Here is a 21,482-nt window from a genome sequence, read left to right as displayed (position 1 = left end):
TCGCGGGAGGAGAACTACGCGGCCTTGCGGAAAATCCGCAGGGTCTTGAAGTCGCCGACTTCGGCGAAGTCGGCATTCGCCGCCCATTGCGCGATGATCGGCTCGGCCTTCCGGTACGCCGACGAGCCCTTGTAGAACAGCAGGTGTCCGTCGCGCGCGGTATGGCGTGCGAACAGGTCGAGCACGTCCGCGTCGGTCTTCGCGCCGTAGCGGCTGTTGGTCTCGTCGCGGAATTCGCACAGATGGAACAGCGTGACGACGTCGAACGCCGGCAGCAGATCCGAATTGCTCGTATAGATGTCGCCGAAATACGCGAGATAGGTCTTGCTCACTTCCGGCTGCCGCGTGACGAGCTCGACGTACGACTTGTATTCCTTCGGCGACGCGGTCACGCCGAACACCGTGTTGTTCAGGTGCGGCCGCGCGCATTCCACGCCCACGTGGTGATGGCCCCCGGTGCCGAAGTGGTAGATGCGGATGCCGCTGAGGCGCGCGGCTTCCAGCCATTCGACGAAATGCACGTCGCACGGGCACTCCTGCGTGCGCAAGTCCCAGTATTTCTTCCAGATGTTCATTGCCATCAAACGGACCTCAAGGATGTCACCCGACGATACGGGTTGTGTCGAATCGATTTCTGATAAACGGACAGCGTCGCGTCGACGAATCTTTCGAACGAGAACTCGCGCTTGCCCTTCAGCCGCGCGCTGCGTCCCATCGCGCGCACGCACGCGGGATCGCGCACGATGTCCCGCAGGATCGCCTCGATCGCTTCGGGTTCGCGCGGCGGGACGACCCAGCCGTCCACGCCCGGCTCGACGTTCTCGGGCAGCCCGCCCACGCGCGTCACGATCGCGGGGCAGCCGAGCGACATCGCTTCGCGGCACGCATACGACAGGCTCTCGTGGTACGACAGCACGAACGACACGTCGATGATCGAGAACGGCGCGCGTACGTCGTCGAGCCGGCCGGTGAACGCGGTGCGCGACGCCATGTGTTGCCGCGCGAGCTGCTCGCGTTGCTCGTCGGACGGCTCCGCGCCGACCAGCAGCACGCGAAACCGCTCGCGCTCGTGCTCGGGCAAGCGGCCGAGTGCCGCGATCAGGTCCATCCAGCCTTTTTCCGGCGCCGTGCCGGCGCTGCTGCCCAGCACGATCGCGTCCGCGCCGGCCGGCCCGAACAGCGCGACCTTGCGGCGGCGGATTTCGTCGTCGGCCAGCCGTTGCGCGGCCTGACGGCGCACGCCGTGCTTGACGACCGTGACGTTGCCGTACGGCGAGCGCAGCGCGAGCATGCCCGCCACGTAATCGCTGACCGCGATGGTGTGGTCGGTTGCCAGCCGCGCGCGAAGCACGTTGCCGATGCTGTCGGCGCGATAGGTGTTGTGCTTGGTGAGCACGACGGCCGGCCGATACCGGCAGCCGAGCAGCGCGAGCATCACCTGCCGGTGATCGGCGGACCCGTTGACGTGGACGACGTCGAAGCGCTCGTCGACGAGCCGTCGGCGCAGCCGGACGATTTCGTGGCACAGCCGGTTCCAGCGCGGCTTGAATTCCATGTCGAAAATGGCCACGTCGGGGCTGTCCTGCAACAGTCGCGACAGGCGGCTGCCTTCCGGCGACGCGACGGTCACGCGATGATGCCGGCTCATCGCGGCAGCGAGATCGCGGACGTAGGTGTCCTGGCCGCCGCCGTAGTCGCCGTGGAAGTTGGTATACAGAATGTTCATCGCGATGCCGCCGTTACTCGCGGATTCATTTGCAGGACTCCTGAGAAAATGAATGCGTCAATCCGTTGAAAGCCGTGACTTGGGCCCGCTTCCGCGTGGCCGACGCATGATCGCGCAGCGACGCCGGGGCATCGTGGTAACGCGAATCGTTTCCAAATATTACAGAGTGATTACGCGTCGTAGTGTCGAGGTCTGCGCATCTTTGTGAGAATGTGTCGCGATCGCTCGCGGTGTCGTTACGCGCAGCACATCAACGGTGGAGGGCGCGGGAACCCGGCGATACGGCGCCCGCGCCGGTGCGTGAGCCGTGGCAGGCCCGGGGGCGGCCCGATTGCGCCGCCGACGCCACAGGAAGCGGACGGAATCGCGACAAAACGCGCCATTTCGACGACATCCGGACGCAAATCAACCCGCCGGACTTTCAGATTTGAAAGCCGGGGTGTCATTTGCGTTAGAATGCCCCCCCTTGTCCGCCATGGCGATCGCCAACGGCGGACTTGTCGCACCCAGAGAGACGTGGGTTTCGATTCGTAGCCGGGCGCGAAAGCTGTGCCAGCCGTTAGCAACATACGCTTTGTGATTTGGATTACTAATGAAGAAAAAGCACAACATCACCAAGTACATCGTTGTCGCGATGATGCTTGGTATCGCCGTGGGTTACGCCTGTCATAGCGCGTTTCCCGATCCGAACATGGCGAAGGAGGTCGCCGGCTACGTGTCGCTGCTGTCCGACGTGTTCCTGCGCCTGATCAAGATGATCATTGCGCCGCTGGTATTCGCGACGCTGACCGTCGGGATTGCGCAGATGGGCGACGGCAGCGCGGTGGGCCGGGTCGGCGTAAAGGCGTTCGGCTGGTTCTTCATCGCGTCGTTCACGTCGTTGCTGCTCGGGCTGCTGACCGCCACGATCCTGCAACCGGGCAGCCATCTGAGCCTGCCGCTGCCGGCATCCGATGCGGCGCTCGGCCTGAAGACGGGCGCGTTCACGCTGAAGGACTTCGTGGTCCACCTGGTGCCGAAGTCGATCGCGGAAGCGATGGCGAACAACGAAATCCTGCAGATCGTCGTGTTCTCGATCTTCTTCGGCACCGCGCTGTCGGCGCTCGGCGAATCGGGCAAGCGCCTGACCGGCGTGATCGACGATCTCGCGCAGGTGATGCTGAAGGTGACGGGCGCGGTGATGTGGTTCGCGCCGGTCGCGGTGTTCGCGGCGCTGGCGTCGACGATCACGACCCAGGGGCTCGGCATCCTGCTCACGTTCGCAAAGTTCATGGCGAGCTTCTACCTGGCGCTGGCGCTGCTGTGGGGCGTGCTGACGCTCGCCGGCGTGACGTTCCTCGGCAAGCGCGCGTTCACGCTGATCCGGTTGATCCGCGAGCCGTTCCTGCTGTCGTTCGCGACGGCGAGCTCCGAAGCCGCGTATCCGAAGCTGCTGGACGCGCTCGACCGCTTCGGCGTGAACCGCAAGATCTCGAGCTTCGTGCTGCCGATCGGCTATTCGTTCAACCTCGACGGCTCGATGATGTACTGCACGTTCGCGGTGCTGTTCATCGCGCAGGTGTACGGCATCCATCTGCCGCTGGGCACGCAGATCACGATGCTGCTGATGCTGATGGTGACGTCGAAGGGGATGGCGGGCGTGCCGCGCGCGTCGCTGGTCGTGATTGCGGCGACGCTGAACCAGTTCAACCTGCCCGAAGCCGGGCTGCTGCTGATCATGGGCGTCGACATGTTCCTCGACATGGGGCGCTCGGCCACCAACGCGGTCGGCAACTCGATCGCGGCGGCCGTGGTTGCGAAGTGGGAAGGGCAGCTCGACGATCCGCGCGACGACGATCCGGACAACGGACGCGCGATGCAGGTGAAGGTGCCGGAAACGTCAGCATCGGCATGATGCACGGCGGTGCTGCAGCGCAGCGATAGCGGTGTGCTGCCCGCCCCGCAGTCGCGGACGATCGCCGGTCTGGATTCGATACGGATTCAGGCCGGCGATTTTTCTTTGGCGAAATGATTCCGCGTTGAATGGGGTGGTTTTCCCCGATTCTCCGAAACCGACGCTCGCCGTTTCGATCGGCCGTCGTTAAACACGCGCCGATATTCCGATAGGCATCGGCCTGATTTTTCCTCTCCCCGCTTCCGCATGTAAGTGACCATTCACTGTCGCGCCCTCCCGCGCGCCGTCGACGCGCGCGGGTGCCACGGGCGTCGAACGCAACGTCATCGGCGCCAGACCCGGGAAAAGCGCAGCGCCGCGAGCGATCCGCAATTTTTTTCGATTTATATGACGCTATTCTCGCGCTGCGCATTCTCGAATGCATGCTGCACGTCATACCGACTGCGCCGGATGATTCAGGGGAAGAATTTACGCATCGCGGTTTTCAAGTCATCCGGCCGGCCCTTCATTTGAATGTTCGCACCATTCAGGAGAGCATCCGTCATGGGCGCCAGACACCGGTTTCACGCTGCACTGCTCGCCGCGGCGATCGTCGCGATTCCCCCCGCCGTTCATGCAGGCAACACCACCGACTGGCTCGCGAACACGTACGGCACGCTCGCGGCGCACGTCGGCAACGTCGCGCGCGCGATGTGGGTCGCGCCCGAAGGCGTGATCTACACGGCGTCGATGTGGGACGAGGATGAAGGCGGTGTCGCGATCTACCAGAACGGCAAGAGCGTCGGCTCGATCGGCGCGCACTCGGAGTTCCAGGGCAGCGCGATCACGGGCAACGCGACGTCGCTGTTCGTCGCGCTGCAGCCCGGCAAGACCTATGGAAGCGGCGCGGTGGGGCGCTACAACCGCGCGACAAAGTATCGCGATCGCGTGATCCAGGTCAGCGCGGCCACCAACCAGCCGCGCATCGACGTCGTCACCGGGCTTGCGACAGCCGGCACGCTGCTCTATGCGAGCGACTTCTACGGCAATCGCGTGCGCGTGTTCACCACCGACGGCGTGTGGCAGCGCGACATCGGCGTATCCGGGCCGGGTGCCCTCGCGGTGGACGGCGCGGGCAACGTATGGGTCGCGCAGAAAAGCGCGGGCGCGATCGTCGGCTACAGCGCGGCCGGCGCGCTGCTGAACACGATCCGGATGCCGGCCGGGTCGCAGCCGGCGGCGCTGTATGTCGATGCGGCGGCCGGCCAGCTGCTGGTGGGCGACGAAGGCCCCGACCAGAACATCAAGCGCTATTCGATCGCGGGCCGGCCCGCACTCGTCGGCACGTTCGGTGTGCGCGGCGGCTATCTCGACACGACGACGGGCATCAAGGGGCAGGTCGGCGCGCAGCGTTTCACGCGCATCGTCGGGATCGGCAAGGACGCCGGCGGCAATCTCTACGTGCTCAACAATCCGTGGGGCGGCAGCTGGGATCTCGGCCGCAACGGCGCCACCGACATTCATGCGTACAGCAGCACCGGCAGCCTGCGCTGGACGCTGCAGTCGCTGAACTTCGAAGGCATCGCCGCGCCGGACCCGGTGACGGACGGCGCGCTGTTCTACGGCGCCACGCACGTATACCGCGGCGGCGCGGGCGGCACGTTCGTCGCGAACACGGTCGATCCGTTCACGTATCCCGCCGATCCGCGCATCGACATGAACGATACGCAGCGCGACGAGCATTTCGGGCTGCTCACGTCGGTGGGCGCGAACCGGATTCTCGTCGCGGCCGGCCAGAACCCGCCGGTCTTCTACTTCTTCCACTTCAACGCGGCGAACGGCTACATCGCGATTCCGGACGGCTCGATTCCGGGCCCCGCGTTCAACACGACGCGGCGCGTGACGAGCGGCTTCAGCCTCGACAGCCAGGGCGGCGTGTGGGCCGGCCTCGACAAGACCGGCGCGATTACCTACTACCCGCTGACGGGCTTCGACGCGAGCGGCAAGCCGTCGTGGGGGCCGGGCGTCGCGACCCGCGTGCCCGACAGCATCCAGCCGCTCACGCGCATCGTGTATCTCGCGGACAGCGACACGATGGTGCTCGCGCAGGGAGCGCTCGGCAGCAACGACTGGACGTCGATCGGCACGCGCATCGAGGTGTATCACGGCTGGCGGGCGGGCAACACGACGAAGCCCGACCCGGTGATCGCGCTGCCGCACAGCGGCGCGAAATCGATCGACGCGGTGGGCAACCATCTGTTCGTCGGCTACTGGTTCAGCAGCAGCGGGCCGCTGTGGCCGAACGTCGACGCGTTCAACCTCACCACCGGCCGTCTCGACACCACGCTGGTCAACGCGAGCCCGGCAACCGTCGATACCAGCAGCGCGATCGATGCGATGTACAGCATCCGCGCCTACCGCCGGTCGAACGGCGAGTACGTGGTGATGAAGAACAACGTGAAGGGCAACAGCATCACCGTCTACCGGTGGACGCCCTGACTTCGACGATGGATGCGCGGCCGCCTCGACCTCGGTCGGCGGCCGGGGATGCGTAGCGGTGACGGTGTTCATCGCGATTTCCTCGGTGTTTCCACGGAATTTCCACAGAATTTCCACATCGCGCGTTCGTAATGAGCGGCGTGCGCAATGCACGCCTCACCGTCCGCCGGGCGGCTGCTCCAACCACACGACGCGGAAAACCGGTTACGGGCACAATGGCAGCGGCATCGGCAGGCACTGCGTGTGCCCAGGACGATGAACCGAATCGACTGAATGGTTGCGCCGGCGCGTTGCCGTGCCGGCGAAGGTGCGCGGCCGCCCATCCCGCGTTTTTTGAGCCGAAGTGACGAAAAAATGAAGACGAAAACGACACCGAACCGCCTGTTGCTGATCGCTGCGCTGGCCGGCGCGCTGAGCGGACCCGCCCACGCAGAGACCGCGGCGACCGTCGCGACGGTCAACGGCACGCCGATCACGCAGGCCGACGTCGATGCGCTGCTGCGCGCGTCCGGGCAACCCGATTCGCCGCAGATCCGCCAGGCGATCAAGAACCAGCTGATCACGCGCGTGCTGGTTCAGCAGGCCGCCGAGAAGGCGAACTATGCGGACCGGCCCGAGGTCAAGGCGGCGGTGCAGCAGGCGAAGGCGAATGCCGAAGTGCAGCTGTACCTGCGCGATAACGTGAAGCCCGAGCCGGTGACCGACGAGCAGGTCAAGGCACGCTACGACGAACTCGTGGCCGCGCTCGGCAAGAACGAGTACAAGCCGCGCGTGATCGTCGTCCAGGATCCGCTGACGGCCGCGACGGTGCTGAGCGAGCTGAAGGCGGGCAAGTCGTTCGATGGGCTGGCGCGCCAGTACAGCATGGCGCCGAGCCGCGATGCCGGCGGCGAGCTGCCGTGGGTGAGCTTCCACACGCCGGCGACGGAAGGCAGGACGTCCGGCTTGCCGCTGCCGATCGCGCAGGCGCTCGAGAAACTGAAGGTCGGTGCGGCGACGAGCGATTCGATCCCGGTCGACGGCGTGCGGGCGATCGTGAAGCTCGATGCGAAGCGGCCGACGCAGGTGCCGGGCTTCGCGACCGCGAAGCCGGCGCTTCAGCAGCAGTTGCAGGCGGCCGCGGTGGAGAAGGCGAGTGCGCAGATGATCGGCAACCTGGTGAAGGACGCAAAGATCACGCAGTAATGCCGCGGCGTCGACGCGCCGGCGTCACGCGCGCCAGATCATCGTCGCGCTCGTTTCGGTTTCCGACGTGACGCGAAAGCCTAAGCGTTCGTAGAGCAGCCGCGCCGGGTTGCCGTGCAGCACGCTGAGCGACACCGGCACGTGCGCGCGTGCCGCGTCGGTCAGCAACGCGTTCAGCACGGCTGCGCCGATGCCGCGCCCCTGGCATTCGGGAAGGACCTGAATCTGGTGCACGTGCCAGTCGTCGGCGGCGCGGGTCACCTTCAGCAAGCCGATTGCTTCATCGCGTTCGCAGACGATCATCGCATCGTCGAAGTGCGCGCGAATGCGCCGGTCGTGCGCGTCGTCGTCGGTCGGCGCGCCGACGCGCTGCAGGTGCTCGGTCATCGTGAGCCGGCGCAGCGTCAGCAGAAACGGCAGGTCGGCGGCAGACGCCGCGCGCAGGCGGATTGCAGGTGTCATCGTGCGAGCTCGTTCGTTCGGGATGACCGGCGGGAAGGTCGAACCCCGACGCGCATGATTGCCGATTGCCGGCAGCCGGTCAAAGCCCCGGCAACGGAATCTGCAGCCCGGCCGGGCGATGTTCGAGCACATCCGTGACCTCGTATTCGGTTTTTGCACCGTCCGAGGTTTGCCACTGCTGCATGCGGACATTGCACAGGAGCACGTCGCCCTTGCTGAAGCTGATCTGACTGTTGTTCACGCGCGACAGGAAGCCGGCATCCGTGATCGCCGCGTGAATCGTCGACGTGCCGTCGTACAGCCGCCACTTGTTGTCGTACTTGAATGCGAGCGACACGATCGAGAACGCCATCTTTCGATGCTCGTCGAGGATCGTGACCGCATTCGCGAGCGCCGTGCCTTCGTGGCCGCTCAGCATGTCGCGCATGCGGCCGGGCAGCGAGGTCGCGAGCGTGAAGTCGATACCGAAGCTGCCGGTCTTGAAGCTGCCGCGCACGTTCACCTGCGGCCGGACCTGATTGCCGCACAGCGCGCGGGTGGACGCGTCGAGCAGATCCCCGATGGCAAGCAGCGCGGGCGCGAGTTCGCGCACGTCCATTTCCGACGATTCGAGCGCGGGCCCGGCGTAGGTGGCGCGAAATCGGCTCATGGCGCCGAGGGGACCGATGTCGGCCGGGCCGGGACGGTTTTCATGGTGGGTGGTCATGTGGAAAGTGGGCCGATGACGTCGACGATACCTGAAGCGGATACTTTCGGATGTCTTTCATGCTAGATGCGATTCACCGGCCGCGGATGATTTTGGCCATCCGACCAGCACGACGTTCCGACGTGTCCCGGCCGTACCGGGCGCGCACCGAACTTTTCCGATATTTCCCCGGTCACAACCAGCCAGCTGGCGGGCGTGCCGCACGCGCTTGCAGCCCCCGGTATTCCCCGGCCCGCCCCGTCCGCCTATCATTCGCACATCGCGCACCTGCCCACCGCAGGCGCAGCACACAGGGATTCTCGATGGACACCAAACGATCGCGGCCCGGCCTCGTCGCCGCGCTGCTCTGGGCGGCGCTGTATCTCGCGACCGGCTACATCTCGCACGAGTTCAACGGCCCCGTCCGGCTGACGGGCTACATCTGGCTGCCGGCCGGCGTGACGGTCGGCGCGTTCATGCTGCGGCCGATGCGCGAATGGCCGATGCTGGCCGCCGCGTTCCTGGCCGGGCAGCTCGCGCTGACCGGCATCGAACACGGCAGCCTCGTCAACGCGGTGCTGTTCACGCTCGACGAAGTCGGCGCGGCCGCGCTTGCGGTGTGGCTCGTCCAGCGCGTGCGCTTTTCGCTCGAAGGGCTGTACTTCCTGCGCTCGGTGATCCTCGCCGGCCTGATCGCGGGCGTGGTCGGCGCGATCGGCGGCGCGGCGTGGTACACGGTGGTCAAGGGCGCGCCGTTCTTCGACGTGTGGTCGGTGTGGGCCGCGTCCGATTTCGTCGGCGTGCTGCTGGTCACGCCGGTGCTCGCGTCATGGTCGCGCTTTCGCGCGCACCGTTCGGGCGACCACGAGCGCTTCGACCTCGTGCTCGGCCTGGTGTCGTTCGTGCTGCTCGCCGTCGTCGCGCTGGTGATCTTCGACGGCGACACGTCGCGGAAATTCGGCACCGGCGCCGGCTTCGCGCTCACCTATATCCCGCTGTTCCTCACCGTCGCGGTGACGCTGCTGCTCGGCGGCCGCGCGGGCTCGTCGTCGGTGCTGGTGCTCGCGCTGATCGTGATCGAGCAGACCGCGCAGGGTGACGGCCCGTTCTCGTCGTTCCACGAGCACTACGGCAGCGCGCTGCTCGAAGCGCAACTCTATCTGGCGGTCGCGTCGCTGCTGGTGCTGACGGTGAGCACGCTGAAGACCACGCGCGAACGCGTGCACGAGCATGCGGCGGTGCTCCGGAACAACATGGAACTCGCGCTCGCGAGCGCCGGCCAGATCGCGTACGTGCTCGATCCGGCGTCGGGCCGGATCGAGTGGAGCGGCGACGTCGAGCGCGTGTTCGGCGTCGGCGTCGACGCGTCGCAGATCGCGAGCGTGCCGCTCGTGCTCGAACGCGTGCAGCCGGGCGACCGCGATGCGCTGCGCGACTACTGGAATGCGGAGATCGCGGGCGAGGATCGCGCGTCGCTGTCGCTGCGTGTCGTGCAGCGCGACGGCGGCACGCAGACGATCACCGATCACGGTGCGCCGCTGCTCGATTCGAACGTCGACGTGACGGTGGTGGCGGGCGTCTGGCAGCTCGAACGCGTGTGGCCGGCGGACGAATGAGCGCAGACGCATCATGACGGCCCGCACGGGCGTGCTGCTGATCCACGGGCTCGGCGGCACGCAATACGATCTCGGTTCGCTGCACAAGGCGATGCGGCGCGCGGGCGCCGATACCCACATGATCACGCTGCCGGGGCACGGCACGCAGCCGGAGGATCTGGTCGGCGTGCGCGCCGAGGCGTGGCTCGACGCGGTGACCGAGCAGTATCGCGCGCTGGAGAACGAATACGACACGCTGCATGTCGCGGGCATGTGCATGGGGGCGCTGGTCGCGCTGCTGCTGTGCCATCGCGTGCAGCATGCACGCGGCCGGCTCGCGCTGCTGGCCGCGCCGGTGTTCATCGACGGCTGGTCGACGCCGTGGTATCGGGCGTTGCGCCACGTGCTGTACCGCGTGCCGGGTGTCGCGGAGCGGATGCGCGTCGAGGAAGGCGATCCGTTCGGCATCAAGAACGCGACGATCCGCGCGATCGTGAAGAAGAAGTTCGAGCGCGAGGACGGTTTCCACTATGCGTGGGTGCCGCTCGCGTGCGTGCGGCAGGTCGACCGGATGCGCGGCTGGGCGCGCGACGCCGCGGCCGGCACGCCGTGCCCGACGCTCGTGCTGCATGCGCGCGAGGACGAACTGACGAGCCTGCGCTCGGCCGATTTCCTGCTCGCGAAGATGCCCGACGCAAGCGGGATCGTGCTGGAGAACAGCTACCACATGATCTGTGCGGACAACGATCGCGACGACGTCGCGCGCCACGTGCTCGCATTCTTCGGGTTCGATCCGGTGCATGCGGTGAGCCCGGCGATGGCGCGCAGGATGGGGCGGGAGGCGTCGTGACGGCGACGCGCCCTGCTCGGGATGCCCGATCGGCCTCCGTCGGTAACGCATGCGAACGCCGGAGTCCGGCGAATTCAGGCCGGTTCCGTCGCGCGTCGAGCCAACAGGGTCGACGCGGCCAACTGGTCACGTGCCGCCTCGATCGCTGCTTCGTGCGGCGCAATGCCTTCGAGGTAGATGAAATCGACGGTCGAAAGGCCGATGACGGCCAGCACCTGCTTCAGATACGGCGTCAGGAAATCGGGCTGCCGTGCCGCTGGCCCCGTGCAGATGCCGCCGGAGCGTACCAGCACGAGCACGGGGCGATCGGCTAGCAGTCCGAACTTGCCTTCGGGCGTGGCCGTGAACGTGCGGCCGATGCGCAGCACGAAATCGATCCACAGCTTCAGCGCGGCCGGTACCGTGAAGTTGTGCATCGGCGTGCTGATCAACACGCCGTCGCTCTGTTCCACTTCCGCGATCAGTTGTTCGGAGTACGCCAGCGCGGGATCGGAATCCGGCTGCCGCGCGACCACCGCATGCGCATAGTCGGCCGATAGCGACGGCAACCCGGGTTGACCGAGGCGGCGCGACACGACACGTGCGTGGGGGTGGGTCGCCTGCCAGTGCGCGATCGCTTCGTGCGCAAGGCGTGCGCCCAGCGAATGGCTGCCATGCGGACTGGCGTCGACAAAAAGAAGGTTGTTCATCAAAGCGCCTGTAGAGACTGGCTGAAATGCATGCCGCGGGACAACAGCCCCTGGCGGAAATAGAAACGTTGCGCGAGCGCGTTGGACAGGCCGGTATCCAGTACCAGGTGCCGGCAGCCGTGTTGCCGCGCGTCGTCGCGCACCGCATCGAGCAGCCGCTCGCCCAGCCGTTGACTGCGCGCGTGCTCGGTGGCGACCAGATCGTCGACATAGACGAAGCGGCCGTACAGCGTGTTTTCGACGTGACGGTATCCGGCCAGCGCGAGGACTGCACCGTCCGGGCTGCCGTGCCGCGCGGTCAGCAGGACATAACCCTGTTCGGACTGGCGGTGCATCTGCCGCACGAACGCATCGGAATCGGTCAGGTGCGGGCGCAGCTCGCGCATCACGTCGAACGCCGACCGGTAATCGTTGTCCGTCACGGCGCGTTTCAAATGGATCTCCGGCATCTCGATTGCTCCACGGTAACGTCGTTACTGTACAAAGCGGATGGCGTATTCTGAAGGTCCAAAAAGTGACTATTTGACTGGGACATGAACTTCGACGATCTGATCCCGGACCGTCATCTCGACATGCCGGTCTATCGGCAGCTGGTCCGGCGCTTTCGCGATGCGATCGAGACCGGCAGGCTGGCGCCGGGCAAGCGCGTGCCGTCGGTACGGAGCCTGGCCAGCGAACTCAACCTGGCACGGGGCACCGTCGAGGCGGCTTATCAGATCCTGATCGGCGAAGGGTATCTGGTCGCACGCGGGCCGGCCGGCACCGTCGTGTCGCCGCAGTTGCCGCGTGGCCGCGCGCCGCGCGCCACCGCGCCCGGGCCGGACGAGCCGCCGCGCGGCGATCCGGCGGCGAGCGGGCCGAAACCGTTCCAGATGGGCATTCCCGCGCTCGATGCGTTTCCGCGCATGCCGTGGATACGGCTGACCGGGCGTCATGTGCGGGAGATGGCGGTGCCGTCGCTGGACTCTTCGCCGCCCCAGGGGCATGCCGCGCTGAGGCGTGCGCTGTCCGCCTATCTCGGCGTGTCGCGCGGCATCGACTGCGCGCCGGCGCAGATCTTCATCACCGCGGGGTATCGCGGTGCGCTGGATCTGATCTGCCGGACCCTGCTGCGCCCGGGCGACACCGGCTGGTTCGAGGACCCGGGCTATATCCATGCACGCCGCGTGCTCGAGCACGCGGGGATGCGGCTCCTGTCGGTGCCGGTCGACGACGACGGCCTGTGCGTGGAAGCGGGGCGACGCCGTGCGGACGACGCGCGTTTTGCCGTGGTGACCCCGACCCATCAAAGCCCGCTCGGTGTCGCGCTGTCGCTGCCGAGACGCCTCGCGTTGCTCGACTGGGCCCGTCGGCAGCGGGCCTGGATCGTCGAGGACGATTACGACAGCGAGTTCCGTTACCACGGCCGCCCGCTGCCCGCGCTCAAAAGCCTGGATCGCCACCACCGCGTGCTTTACACCGGATCGTTCAGCAAGGTGCTGTATCCGGGCTTGCGGCTGGGCTATCTCGTTGTTCCCGACGGGCAGGTCGACGCTTTCCGCGAGACTGCCGGCTGGCTCGGCGGAAGCGGCCAGATGCTGATGCAATCCGTCGTCGCCGACTTCATGGAGCAAGGGCACTTCGCACGCCACCTGAAGAAAATGCGCACGCTCTACGCCACGCGCCGCGCGTGGCTGATCGATGCGCTGGTCAAGGTCTTCGGCGATACGCTGCACATTCCGCCCCGCGCGGGCGGCCTGCATGTCGCGGCCTACTGGCGCACGACGGTCGACGATCGTGCCGTCGCACGCATGGCCGACCTGCAGGGGTTTGCGATCCAGCCGCTGAACGACTGGAGCCCGGGCGGACGGATGCCGCCCGCGATGCTGCTCGGCTTCACGAACCTGACGTCGGCGCAGCAGGCATTGACCCAGGTTCGGCGCCTGCACCGGCTCATTCGCGCGTGAGCCAAGGGTGGCGGATCACGCACCCGTCGGGCGCGGGAGTCCGTGCGACGGGTGCCACGGCTTTGTGACCGTGCGACCAAACGACCGCGACTGCGCTGTATAGGCTCCCGAACAGTTGTCGGGGCATGAAACGTCAAGCCCGCCGTGAAGCGGGCTCAACGATCGTCGGTCGAAACAGCTCGCCTATGCGGCAAATCGGCGCTCGGTCGTTGCAGCGGCCGTCTTTCTCTCGACAACGGCTGGCGCAGTTTCCTTGATCGCCAGTGCGCAGCAGGCGGACACGATGCCCAGCGACGAGAACATGAGCGCAGGCCCGATCCATCCGAACGCGCCGTACATGAAGGTCGCGACGATCGGCAGCAATCCCGCGACGACCGACGCGCCGTTGTAGCCCAGCGAAATGCCCGACGAGCGCACGTTGGCCGGAAACTGCTCGGAGAACCAGCTTGCCTCGACGGCGAAGATCGGATCGTGGCTGAACAACAGCGACAACGCGATTGCGACGATCACCATCATCACCGCGCCGGTGTTGATGAGCATGAACATCGGCACACCGAAGACGATCGTGAACAGCGCACCCATCATGAACACGGGGCGGCGGCCGATCTTGTCGCTCAATGCGCCATAAATCAGATGGCTCGCGAGCCCGAGTGCAGAACCGATCAGCGTGCCCCACAGGATGTGCCGTGTCGTCGACACATGCGCGAGCGCCACATACGACAGCATGAAGCTCGTCGTGATGTAGTAACCGCCGGTTTCCGCCATGCGCAGGCCGATGATTTTCAGAATGCTGCGCCAGTCGCTCTTGATCACTTCCAGCGCGGGTTGCTTCATCACCTTGTTCTCGGCCTTCACCGCTTCGAATTCAGGGGATTCCGACACGCTCATCCGGATGAAGATGCCGATCGCGACCATCACGAACGACAACAGAAACGGCGTGCGCCAGACCCAGTCGCCTTCGAGCAATGCGCCGGACAGCAGAAACGCGCCATTGGCCAGCAGCAGGCCGAGCGGGATGCCGAGTTGCGGCACCGCGCCGAAGAAGCCGCGGCGCTTCTCGGGTGCGTGCTCGCACGCCATCAGCACGGCGCCGCCCCATTCCGCACCAAAGCCGATGCCTTGCACCATGCGCAGGAGGATGAGCAGGATGGGGGCGACGACGCCCGCTTGCGCGTAGGTCGGCAACGCACCAATCAGCACGGTTGCGCCGCCCATTGCAATCAGCGACCAGAACAACACCGACTTGCGGCCGATGCGGTCGCCATAGTGTCCGGCAAGATAGCCGCCGAGGGGACGCATGAGGAAACCGACGGCGAGCGTCGCGAACGCCGCCATGATCCCGACGATGGGCTCGTTCGTGTGGAAGAAGATCTTGCCGAACCACGCTGCGGCAGCCGTTCCGTAGATGAAGAAGTCGTAGCTCTCGACCGCCGACCCGATCATCGACGCCACCGCGACTTTGACCGCACGGCCTTGCTTGTGTGTACTCATGGATTTCGTCTCCTGTATCTTTGCGGCCGTCTTTCCTTTGCAGGGCGGCCGGGTCGCGTTGCGCTTCTACGTGCGCTTCACACGAAGTGGAAGCTGAACGGTGCAGCGTTCAGTGCCAGGTTTCGATCACGCGGCTGTCGTCGCGCAGGCCGAGCCCGTCGTTCGCCGCTTTTTTGTATCGTGCGTTCGCGATCGAGAGCAGCGGAACATCCGCGTTGCAGGATCGAGCGGCCGCCGCCACGAGATCGCTGTCCTTCACGAAAATGTTGATCGAACTCGTCACGGTCACGTCGGTGCCTTGCAGCATGCGGGGGCCGCGGTCCGACAGCATCCACGAGCCGGCCGCGCCTTGCTCGACCAGTTCGAGCACCGCAGCCGGGTCCAGCCCGAGCGCGCGCGCGAGGCTGAGCGCTTCGGCGGCGGCGACGATATGAACGGAGCAGAGATGCTGATTGACCACCTTGATTGCCTGACCGTCGCCGAGCTTCGAGCCGGTGATGCGCACGCTGCCCATCGCTTCGAGCACCGGGCGCACCGCGTCGATGTCCGCCCGCTCGCCCGACGCGAAGATGACCAGTTCACCGGTCCGCGCGCGGGCCGTGCCGCCGGTAACGGGCGCATCCACGACACGGGCGCCTGCCGCGATCAGGCGCTGGCCGTGTTCTCGCACGGCATCCGGGCCCACCGTCGACATCACGACCCACGTCTGACCTTCGACCGCCTTGCCGACGCTGTCGACGAGGGCGGCCAATTGCTCGGGCGTCGCGACCATTGCGACGACGACCTGAGCCGTCGGGGCCGCGGTGAAGCTTTCCACCGCCGCAAGGCCGCTGTCCTGGGCAAGTTCACGGGCGCGGCTGGAAAGATCGACGCCGGTGACGGTGTGTCCCGCCCGCTGCACCTGGAGGGCCATCGGCAAGCCGATCGCGCCTATCCCGATAAATGTCACGTTCATTGTCCTGGCTCCCTGGATTACTTCAGCCACGTCTTGATGCTCTCGACGATCGACGTGGTCGAGATGCCGTAGCGGTCGTGCAGCGTCGGCAGTGCGCCCGCGTCGAGAAACGCGTCGGGAAGGCCGATGTGACGAAACTCGGGCAATACCCGGTGGCGCACGAGCGCACTCGTCACCGCGTCGCCCAGCCCGCCGATCACGCTGTGGTTCTCCGCGACGATGACGAGGCGCCCGTCTTTCCTGCATTGCTCGATGAGGGTCGCTTCGTCCAGCGGCTTGATCGTCGGCACGTGCAATACGCCCACGCTTGCCGAGCCGTCGTCGAGCGCCTGCGCCGCTTCCAGCGCGCGCATGGTCATGATCCCGGACGAGATGATGAGCACGTCTTTCCCGTCGCGCAGCATCTTGGCCTTGCCGAGCTCGAAGGTGTAGTCGTAGTCGTCCAGCACGGCAGGGACCTTGCCGCGCAACAGACGCATGTAGACCGGGCCGTGGTGGGCGGCGATCGCGGCGACCGCCTGCTCGGTGTCGAGCGCGTCACAGGGATCGATGACCGTCATGCCGGGGATCGCCCGCATCAGCGCCAGGTCTTCCGTCGCCTGGTGGCTCGGGCCATAACCGGTCGTGAGGCCGGGCAGCGCCGCGCAGATCTTCACGTTGAGGTTTTCCTCGGCGATGATCTGATGGATGAAGTCGTACGCGCGCCGTGTCGCGAACACCGCGTAGGTCGTCGCGAACGGAATGAAGCCTTCCTTGGCCATTCCACCGGCCGCGCCCATCAGAAGCTGCTCGGCCATTCCCATCTGAAAGTGCCGCTCGGGGAACGCCTGATTGAAGATGTGCAGGTCCGTGTACTTCGACAAGTCGGCGGTCATGCCGACGATATTTTGCCGTTTCTCCGCTTCGGCGACCAACGCATGTCCGAACGGTGCGGGGCGTGTCTTCTGGCCTTCCGATGCAATCGACGCGATCATCGCCGACGTGGTCAGGCGGGATTTCTTCTCAGCGACGGCGCTCATGCGTTGTCTCCTTGCTGGTTGTGCCGGCGGTTCTGGTCGAGCACGGCGATCGCTTGTTGCCACTCTTCTGCGTCGACACGGATGAAGTGATTCTTTTCTCGGGTTTCGAGAAAGGGCACGCCTTTGCCCATCAGGGTGTCGAGCAGAATGACACGCGGCTTCGCTTCCGTGAGCGCACGGGCGCGGTCGAACGCTTCGACGAGCGCGGGCAGATCGTTGCCGTTTACGCGCTCGACGTGCCAGCCGAACGCAGCCCACTTGTCGGCGAGCGGCTCGAAGCCGAGCACGTCGTGCGACGGGCCGTCGGCTTGCTGGCGGTTGATGTCGACCATCACGACGAGATTGCCGAGGCCGTGATGAGCGGCCGACAGTGCGGCTTCCCAGGTGGCGCCTTCATCGAGCTCGCCGTCCGACATCGAGTTGTAGACGAAGGCCGGATTGCCTTTGACACGCAGGCCCAGCGCCATGCCGACCGCGATGGTCAGGCCCTGGCCGAGTGAGCCGCCCGAAATCTCCATGCCGGGGGTGTAGGTCGCCATCCCCGACATCGGCAGACGGCTGTCGTCGGACCCGTACGTCTCCAGCTCTTCGGGCGGGATCACGCCGGCTTCGATGAGCGCGGCGTAGAGCGCGATCGCATAGTGGCCGTGCGAGAGCAGGAACCGGTCACGGCCTTCCCATTCGGGATCGTCGGGCCGGGTGTTCATCGCGTGGCACCAGGTCACGGCAAGGGCGTCGGCCAGCCCGAGGGCCTGACCGATATAGCCCTGGCCTTGCACCTCGCCCATGCGCAGCGCGTAGCGTCGGATGCGATACGCGTGATCGGCGAGGTTCGCCAGCAGTGTGGAGTCGGCCTGCGGCTCGAGCTCAGTCGTCGTTGTCATGGCTTTTCCTGCGGAAGAGGGGATCGTCGACCTCGACAACCGTCGACGGCTGAAGGTGTCTCCTGTTCAGCAATCGGGCGGTGTGGCAACGAGGTGAACGTACTGTATGCTTGAGCCGGAGCGCCTGACAAAAGAAAAGATTGCAACAGGCGATGAATGCCATTCATGAATAACCGCCCATGAACGTTTTCCGCAAGGTGCCGCTGTCCTACATCCGGGTTTACGAGGCTGCCGGCCGTCTGCTTTCGTTTGCCGCCGCTGCGCGTGAATTGAGCCTTTCGCCCAGCGCCGTGAGCCATTCCGTACGCAAGCTCGAAGACTTGCTCGGCCATCGACTCTTTCAGCGAAGTACGAGAGAGGTCCGACTGACGCGCGAAGGTGCGATGTTGATGGAGCACATTCAGCGCGGGATGGACGAGATGCAGCGCGGCTTTGCGCTGTTGACGAAGGAGGAGCGCGCGCCGCTGCGCCTGCATACGGCGCCCAGCTTTGCGACGCAATGGCTGTTGCCGCGGCTGGCGGGCTTCGTGCGGGACCATCCGAATATCGACCTGCGCTTCTCCGCAAGTACGGAGTACGCGCGGTTCGACGATGACTTCGATCTGGACATCGTCTATGGGGAACCGCGGCCGTCACCGCACCAGAAGATTCCGCTGGCGGTGGAAGGCCTCGCGCCGTTGTGCACGCCGGCGCTGGCCGAACAGATACGCAAACCGGAGGACCTTTACCACTTGCCTTTGATTCAGTGCGAAGTGCAGATGTATCAGTGGGCAGGGTGGTTCGAAGCCAACGGGCTACCGCCGCCGACGCACTACGGGTTGCGCTTCGACCGCAGCGCGATGGCAATCGCCGCCGCGGTCGACAACCTGGGCGTCGTGCTGGAATCGACGCTTCTGTCGGAGCGGGAGTTGCAACGGGGGCAGTTGGTGAGGCCGCTTGCCGGGTCCACGCGGGAGGTGGAGTACGTCGGGCATTACCTCGTGTACCCGAAAAGGCCGGAGCGGCACGACGCGTTCGAGACGTTCAAGGCGTGGTTGTTGGGTGAGCTGGGAATTACTGATGCGGAGTAGGCGGAAGTTGTTGTGGAGGGTGGGGGCCTGACGAAGTGTCGTGCTGGCCGGATGGCGGAGGATTCGCTTGTCAAGATCGACGATAAGCGGGAGAAGCGCGCAATGACTTCATTCGGTCGAATCGAAATCCTCTTCTCTTGCATTCAGGATGCCGCTCAGTGTCAGCAGACCGGCGTCGAGCTGGTCCATTGTCGGCGCCGCAAGCGCGAGCCTGACGGCATTCGGCGCATGGCCGGGCGAGGCTGCGAAGGTGGTCGAGGGCGTCAACGCGATGTCTCGCCGGGCTGCGGCAGCGACTAGCGCCTGCGAGCGCCAATGGGCCGGAAGCGTCAACCACAGATGAAAGCATTTTCCGTTCGTCTGGATATCGAACTCCGACAGACGGTCGGCGGCCAGCTTCTGACGGGCTACGGCGTCGACGCGTTTCAGTCGTGCGAGTTCGGCAACCGTACCGTCGCTCATCAAGCGCTGTGCGGCCGCAAACGCAAATCCCGATGCCGTCCATCCGCCCGAGCGCACCGACGCCATCACGGTTTCACGCAGCCGACGCGGCGTCACGACGAATCCCAGCGTCAACCCCGGCGCGACCTTCTTCGAAAGGCTGTCGATGACGACGCAATTGTCCGGTGAGAGCGCCGCCAGCGGCGGCTCGTCGTCGAGGAAGCCGTACACGTTGTCCTCGATGACGGGAATGCCGAGCGTTTCCACGACGCGCAAGAGATCTTCCCGTCGCGCCGCATTCATCGTCATGCCCAACGGATTCTGGATGGCGGGCTGAATGTAGATCGCCGAAAGATTCGCCTCCCGGTGCGCTTTGAGCACGGCGTCGGGGCGCACGCCGCCTTCGTCCATCGCGAGCGGAACCAGCGTGATACCCAGCCGCGCAGCGATGCCCTTGATAAACGGGTAGGTCAGCGTTTCGACGCCGCAGCGGCCGCCCGTCGGCACAATGGCGCCGACCGCGGCGGCGATGCTTTGCCGCCCATTCCCCGTGAAGACCAGTTGCTCGGGAGAAGGCGCCCAACCATTGCGCGCCAGACAGGCGGCAGAGACGTTCCTGATGGCGGGCGTTCCACTGCTTGTTGCCTGACCCAAGGCGCTCGCGAGTTCCGCAGCTCGTTCGAGCCCGCTCAGGCTTCTCGCGATGAGTGTCGTTTGGTCGGGAAGGATCGGGTAATTGAACTCCAGATCGATCCGTACGTCCCGCGGTTCGCCTGGCGCTGCTGCTCCGCGCCTTGCGTCGCCCGAAACGAACGTTCCCCTCCCTACCTCGCCGACGACGAGTCCTCGGCGCAACAACTCTGCATAAACCCTGCTGGCCGTCGACACGGCGATCTTTCTCTGGTCCGCGAAATTCCGCTGCGGAGGAAGCCGGTCGCCCGGCCTGAGCGTTCCGTCGGCAATTTCTGCGGCGATCGTGTCGGCCAACTTCAGGTATTCCGACTTTGACATTCAATGTACCGAGTTCAATGTATATTGCACCGAGTTCAATGTTTTTATTGCACCGAGTGTTGGGCCGGTGCATTCTGTCTTCACCGCCCGATTGTACCGGGATTGCAAAGCTTCTACGGCCAATGTGCATGCGCGTCGTTTCGGCGAAATCCGCTCAGGCGCCGCATTGACCTCGGAGCATTCGTGGAGACGCAATATGCCTTTCACCGCTTCGATTACTGCCCGTCCCGCCTATGCGGGAAGCACGACGGGATCTTCACGCCTGTCGGGCGGGTGTGACGCCGACCGCGCGAGGTCATCGTGATGATTTCGTCGACCGGGATGGATCTGCAACTGACATTCATCACGCTACTGATCGCCTTTGCTGGTGTGTTCCTGATCTCGTTCATGAAAGGGGCCTTCGGCGGCGGCTTTTCTATCGTCGGTATTCCGCTGCTGTCGTTGGTGATGGATCCGGTTACCGCGGGCGGAATGCTCGCACCGCTGTTCATCGCAATGGATCTGTTCGCATTGCGGTACTGGAAGCCTTCGACATGGTCGAAGCCGGACCTGATCCTGCTTTTGCCGGGGCTCGTGACCGGCATCGGCGTCGGTTATCTGACCTTCCGGCTCCTCGACCACCGCGCGATCGCGATCGTGATGGCGGCGATTACGCTGATCTTCGTCGGATTATGGTTGGGCGCGGGCGCAGCGTTGACGGTTCGTCCGCGTTCCAGGCCGAAGGCGATCACGGCCGGTCTCGCTTCGGGCGTGACCACGATGGTCGCGCATTCGGGCGGGCCGCCGCTCGCCATGTATCTGCTGCCTCTTGGTCTCAGCAAGGAAGTGTATGCGGGGACCACGAGCATGTTCTTTACCGTAGGGAACGCGACCAAGGCAGTGCCATGGCTGCTTCTGGCCAGGCCGACGGGCAATGTCTGGATCGTGATGGCGGTCTGCCTCTGTGCGATTCCTGCCGGTGTCGTGACCGGTTGGCGACTTCACGCGAAACTCGATCAGCGCCAGGTTTATCGAGCCTGCTACGGACTGTTGGTGGTGGCCGCGGTAAAACTGCTTTGGGATGGCGTAACGGGGTATCTCGCGTAAGCGTGGCAAACGAGG

Annotated in this window: 19 protein-coding genes; 8 read left to right on the top strand and 11 right to left on the bottom strand. The window is 65.4% G+C overall.

Features of this window, described 5'->3' with window-relative positions:
- Nucleotides 1-14: 14 nt before the first annotated feature.
- Both HWX08_RS19490 and HWX08_RS19485 read right to left on the bottom strand, forming a co-directional pair.
- A complete protein-coding gene (locus HWX08_RS19490; RefSeq protein ID WP_069261047.1) occupies nucleotides 15-575 on the bottom strand; it encodes a hypothetical protein in 561 nt (186 codons plus the stop codon).
- A 5-nt stretch (nucleotides 576-580) separates the two neighbouring features.
- Nucleotides 581-1,726 (bottom strand): glycosyltransferase family 4 protein, encoded by a 1,146-nt coding sequence (locus HWX08_RS19485; protein WP_174920102.1) that lies wholly within the window; start codon nucleotides 1,724-1,726, stop codon nucleotides 581-583.
- Between the two features lie 592 nt (nucleotides 1,727-2,318).
- Here HWX08_RS19485 and HWX08_RS19480 point away from each other — a divergent pair.
- The 3 genes from HWX08_RS19480 to HWX08_RS19470 all read left to right on the top strand — a co-directional run bounded on the left by HWX08_RS19480 (nucleotide 2,319) and on the right by HWX08_RS19470 (nucleotide 7,283).
- Nucleotides 2,319-3,620, top strand: a complete 1,302-nt coding sequence (locus HWX08_RS19480) for a dicarboxylate/amino acid:cation symporter (protein WP_069258900.1) — start codon at nucleotides 2,319-2,321, stop codon at nucleotides 3,618-3,620.
- Between the two features lie 543 nt (nucleotides 3,621-4,163).
- Nucleotides 4,164-6,098, top strand: coding sequence for an NHL repeat-containing protein (locus HWX08_RS19475; RefSeq protein WP_174920104.1), 1,935 nt, complete (start codon nucleotides 4,164-4,166; stop codon nucleotides 6,096-6,098).
- A 354-nt stretch (nucleotides 6,099-6,452) separates the two neighbouring features.
- A complete protein-coding gene (locus HWX08_RS19470; protein ID WP_174920105.1) occupies nucleotides 6,453-7,283 on the top strand; it encodes a peptidylprolyl isomerase in 831 nt (276 codons plus the stop codon).
- A 24-nt stretch (nucleotides 7,284-7,307) separates the two neighbouring features.
- Here HWX08_RS19470 and HWX08_RS19465 read toward each other — a convergent pair whose 3' ends face one another.
- A complete protein-coding gene (locus HWX08_RS19465) occupies nucleotides 7,308-7,745 on the bottom strand; it encodes a GNAT family N-acetyltransferase (RefSeq protein WP_174920107.1) in 438 nt (145 codons plus the stop codon).
- A gap of 79 nt (nucleotides 7,746-7,824) precedes the next feature.
- Nucleotides 7,825-8,451: an LAPAL motif-containing putative phage structural protein gene (locus HWX08_RS19460; RefSeq protein ID WP_174920108.1), complete on the bottom strand. Its 627-nt coding sequence runs from the start codon at nucleotides 8,449-8,451 to the stop codon at nucleotides 7,825-7,827.
- A gap of 302 nt (nucleotides 8,452-8,753) precedes the next feature.
- Here HWX08_RS19460 and HWX08_RS19455 point away from each other — a divergent pair, with 302 nt between their 5' ends.
- Nucleotides 8,754-10,046 carry an MASE1 domain-containing protein gene (locus tag HWX08_RS19455; RefSeq protein ID WP_174920110.1) on the top strand — a complete coding sequence of 431 codons (1,293 nt, stop codon included), beginning with the start codon at nucleotides 8,754-8,756 and terminating at the stop codon, nucleotides 10,044-10,046.
- Between the two features lie 13 nt (nucleotides 10,047-10,059).
- Nucleotides 10,060-10,875 (top strand): alpha/beta hydrolase, encoded by an 816-nt coding sequence (locus tag HWX08_RS19450; protein WP_174920112.1) that lies wholly within the window; start codon nucleotides 10,060-10,062, stop codon nucleotides 10,873-10,875.
- Nucleotides 10,876-10,949: 74 nt separating this feature from the next.
- Here the strand turns inward: HWX08_RS19450 and HWX08_RS19445 are convergent, their stop codons facing one another.
- Complete coding sequence (locus HWX08_RS19445) at nucleotides 10,950-11,564, bottom strand: FMN-dependent NADH-azoreductase (RefSeq protein ID WP_174920114.1); 615 nt, start codon at nucleotides 11,562-11,564, stop codon at nucleotides 10,950-10,952.
- The gene (locus HWX08_RS19440; RefSeq protein ID WP_069258908.1) at nucleotides 11,564-12,013 is read right to left on the bottom strand and encodes a GNAT family N-acetyltransferase; all 450 of its coding nucleotides are present in this window, start codon (nucleotides 12,011-12,013) and stop codon (nucleotides 11,564-11,566) included. The genes HWX08_RS19445 and HWX08_RS19440 overlap by 1 nt, the downstream gene beginning before the upstream one ends.
- A gap of 84 nt (nucleotides 12,014-12,097) precedes the next feature.
- On the opposite strand from HWX08_RS19440, the gene pdxR reads away from it, so the two are divergent.
- Nucleotides 12,098-13,510 carry a MocR-like pyridoxine biosynthesis transcription factor PdxR gene (gene pdxR, locus HWX08_RS19435; protein WP_174920116.1) on the top strand — a complete coding sequence of 471 codons (1,413 nt, stop codon included), beginning with the start codon at nucleotides 12,098-12,100 and terminating at the stop codon, nucleotides 13,508-13,510.
- A gap of 183 nt (nucleotides 13,511-13,693) precedes the next feature.
- On the opposite strand, the gene HWX08_RS19430 is transcribed toward pdxR, so the two are convergent.
- The 4 genes from HWX08_RS19430 to HWX08_RS19415 form a co-directional block, all read right to left on the bottom strand.
- Nucleotides 13,694-15,001, bottom strand: a complete 1,308-nt coding sequence (locus HWX08_RS19430; RefSeq protein WP_174920118.1) for an MFS transporter — start codon at nucleotides 14,999-15,001, stop codon at nucleotides 13,694-13,696.
- Nucleotides 15,002-15,110: 109 nt separating this feature from the next.
- Nucleotides 15,111-15,956 (bottom strand): NAD(P)-dependent oxidoreductase, encoded by an 846-nt coding sequence (locus HWX08_RS19425; protein ID WP_174920120.1) that lies wholly within the window; start codon nucleotides 15,954-15,956, stop codon nucleotides 15,111-15,113.
- Between the two features lie 17 nt (nucleotides 15,957-15,973).
- Nucleotides 15,974-16,975, bottom strand: coding sequence for a transketolase family protein (locus HWX08_RS19420; protein ID WP_174920321.1), 1,002 nt, complete (start codon nucleotides 16,973-16,975; stop codon nucleotides 15,974-15,976).
- Complete coding sequence (locus HWX08_RS19415; protein ID WP_174920122.1) at nucleotides 16,972-17,859, bottom strand: transketolase; 888 nt, start codon at nucleotides 17,857-17,859, stop codon at nucleotides 16,972-16,974. The genes HWX08_RS19420 and HWX08_RS19415 overlap by 4 nt, the downstream gene beginning before the upstream one ends.
- 179 nt (nucleotides 17,860-18,038) lie before the next feature.
- On the opposite strand from HWX08_RS19415, the gene HWX08_RS19410 reads away from it, so the two are divergent.
- Nucleotides 18,039-18,929 (top strand): LysR substrate-binding domain-containing protein, encoded by an 891-nt coding sequence (locus tag HWX08_RS19410; protein WP_069258914.1) that lies wholly within the window; start codon nucleotides 18,039-18,041, stop codon nucleotides 18,927-18,929.
- Nucleotides 18,930-19,037: 108 nt separating this feature from the next.
- Here HWX08_RS19410 and HWX08_RS19405 read toward each other — a convergent pair whose 3' ends face one another.
- Nucleotides 19,038-20,381: an aminotransferase-like domain-containing protein gene (locus HWX08_RS19405; RefSeq protein WP_069258915.1), complete on the bottom strand. Its 1,344-nt coding sequence runs from the start codon at nucleotides 20,379-20,381 to the stop codon at nucleotides 19,038-19,040.
- Between the two features lie 321 nt (nucleotides 20,382-20,702).
- Here HWX08_RS19405 and HWX08_RS19400 point away from each other — a divergent pair, with 321 nt between their 5' ends.
- Complete coding sequence (locus HWX08_RS19400; protein WP_236858357.1) at nucleotides 20,703-21,467, top strand: sulfite exporter TauE/SafE family protein; 765 nt, start codon at nucleotides 20,703-20,705, stop codon at nucleotides 21,465-21,467.
- Nucleotides 21,468-21,482: the final 15 nt, after the last annotated feature.

This window comes from Burkholderia metallica (genome assembly GCF_902832845.1).
GTDB classification, from domain to species: Bacteria; Pseudomonadota; Gammaproteobacteria; order Burkholderiales; family Burkholderiaceae; genus Burkholderia; species Burkholderia metallica.
This window is presented reverse-complemented; position numbering and strand designations above follow the sequence as displayed.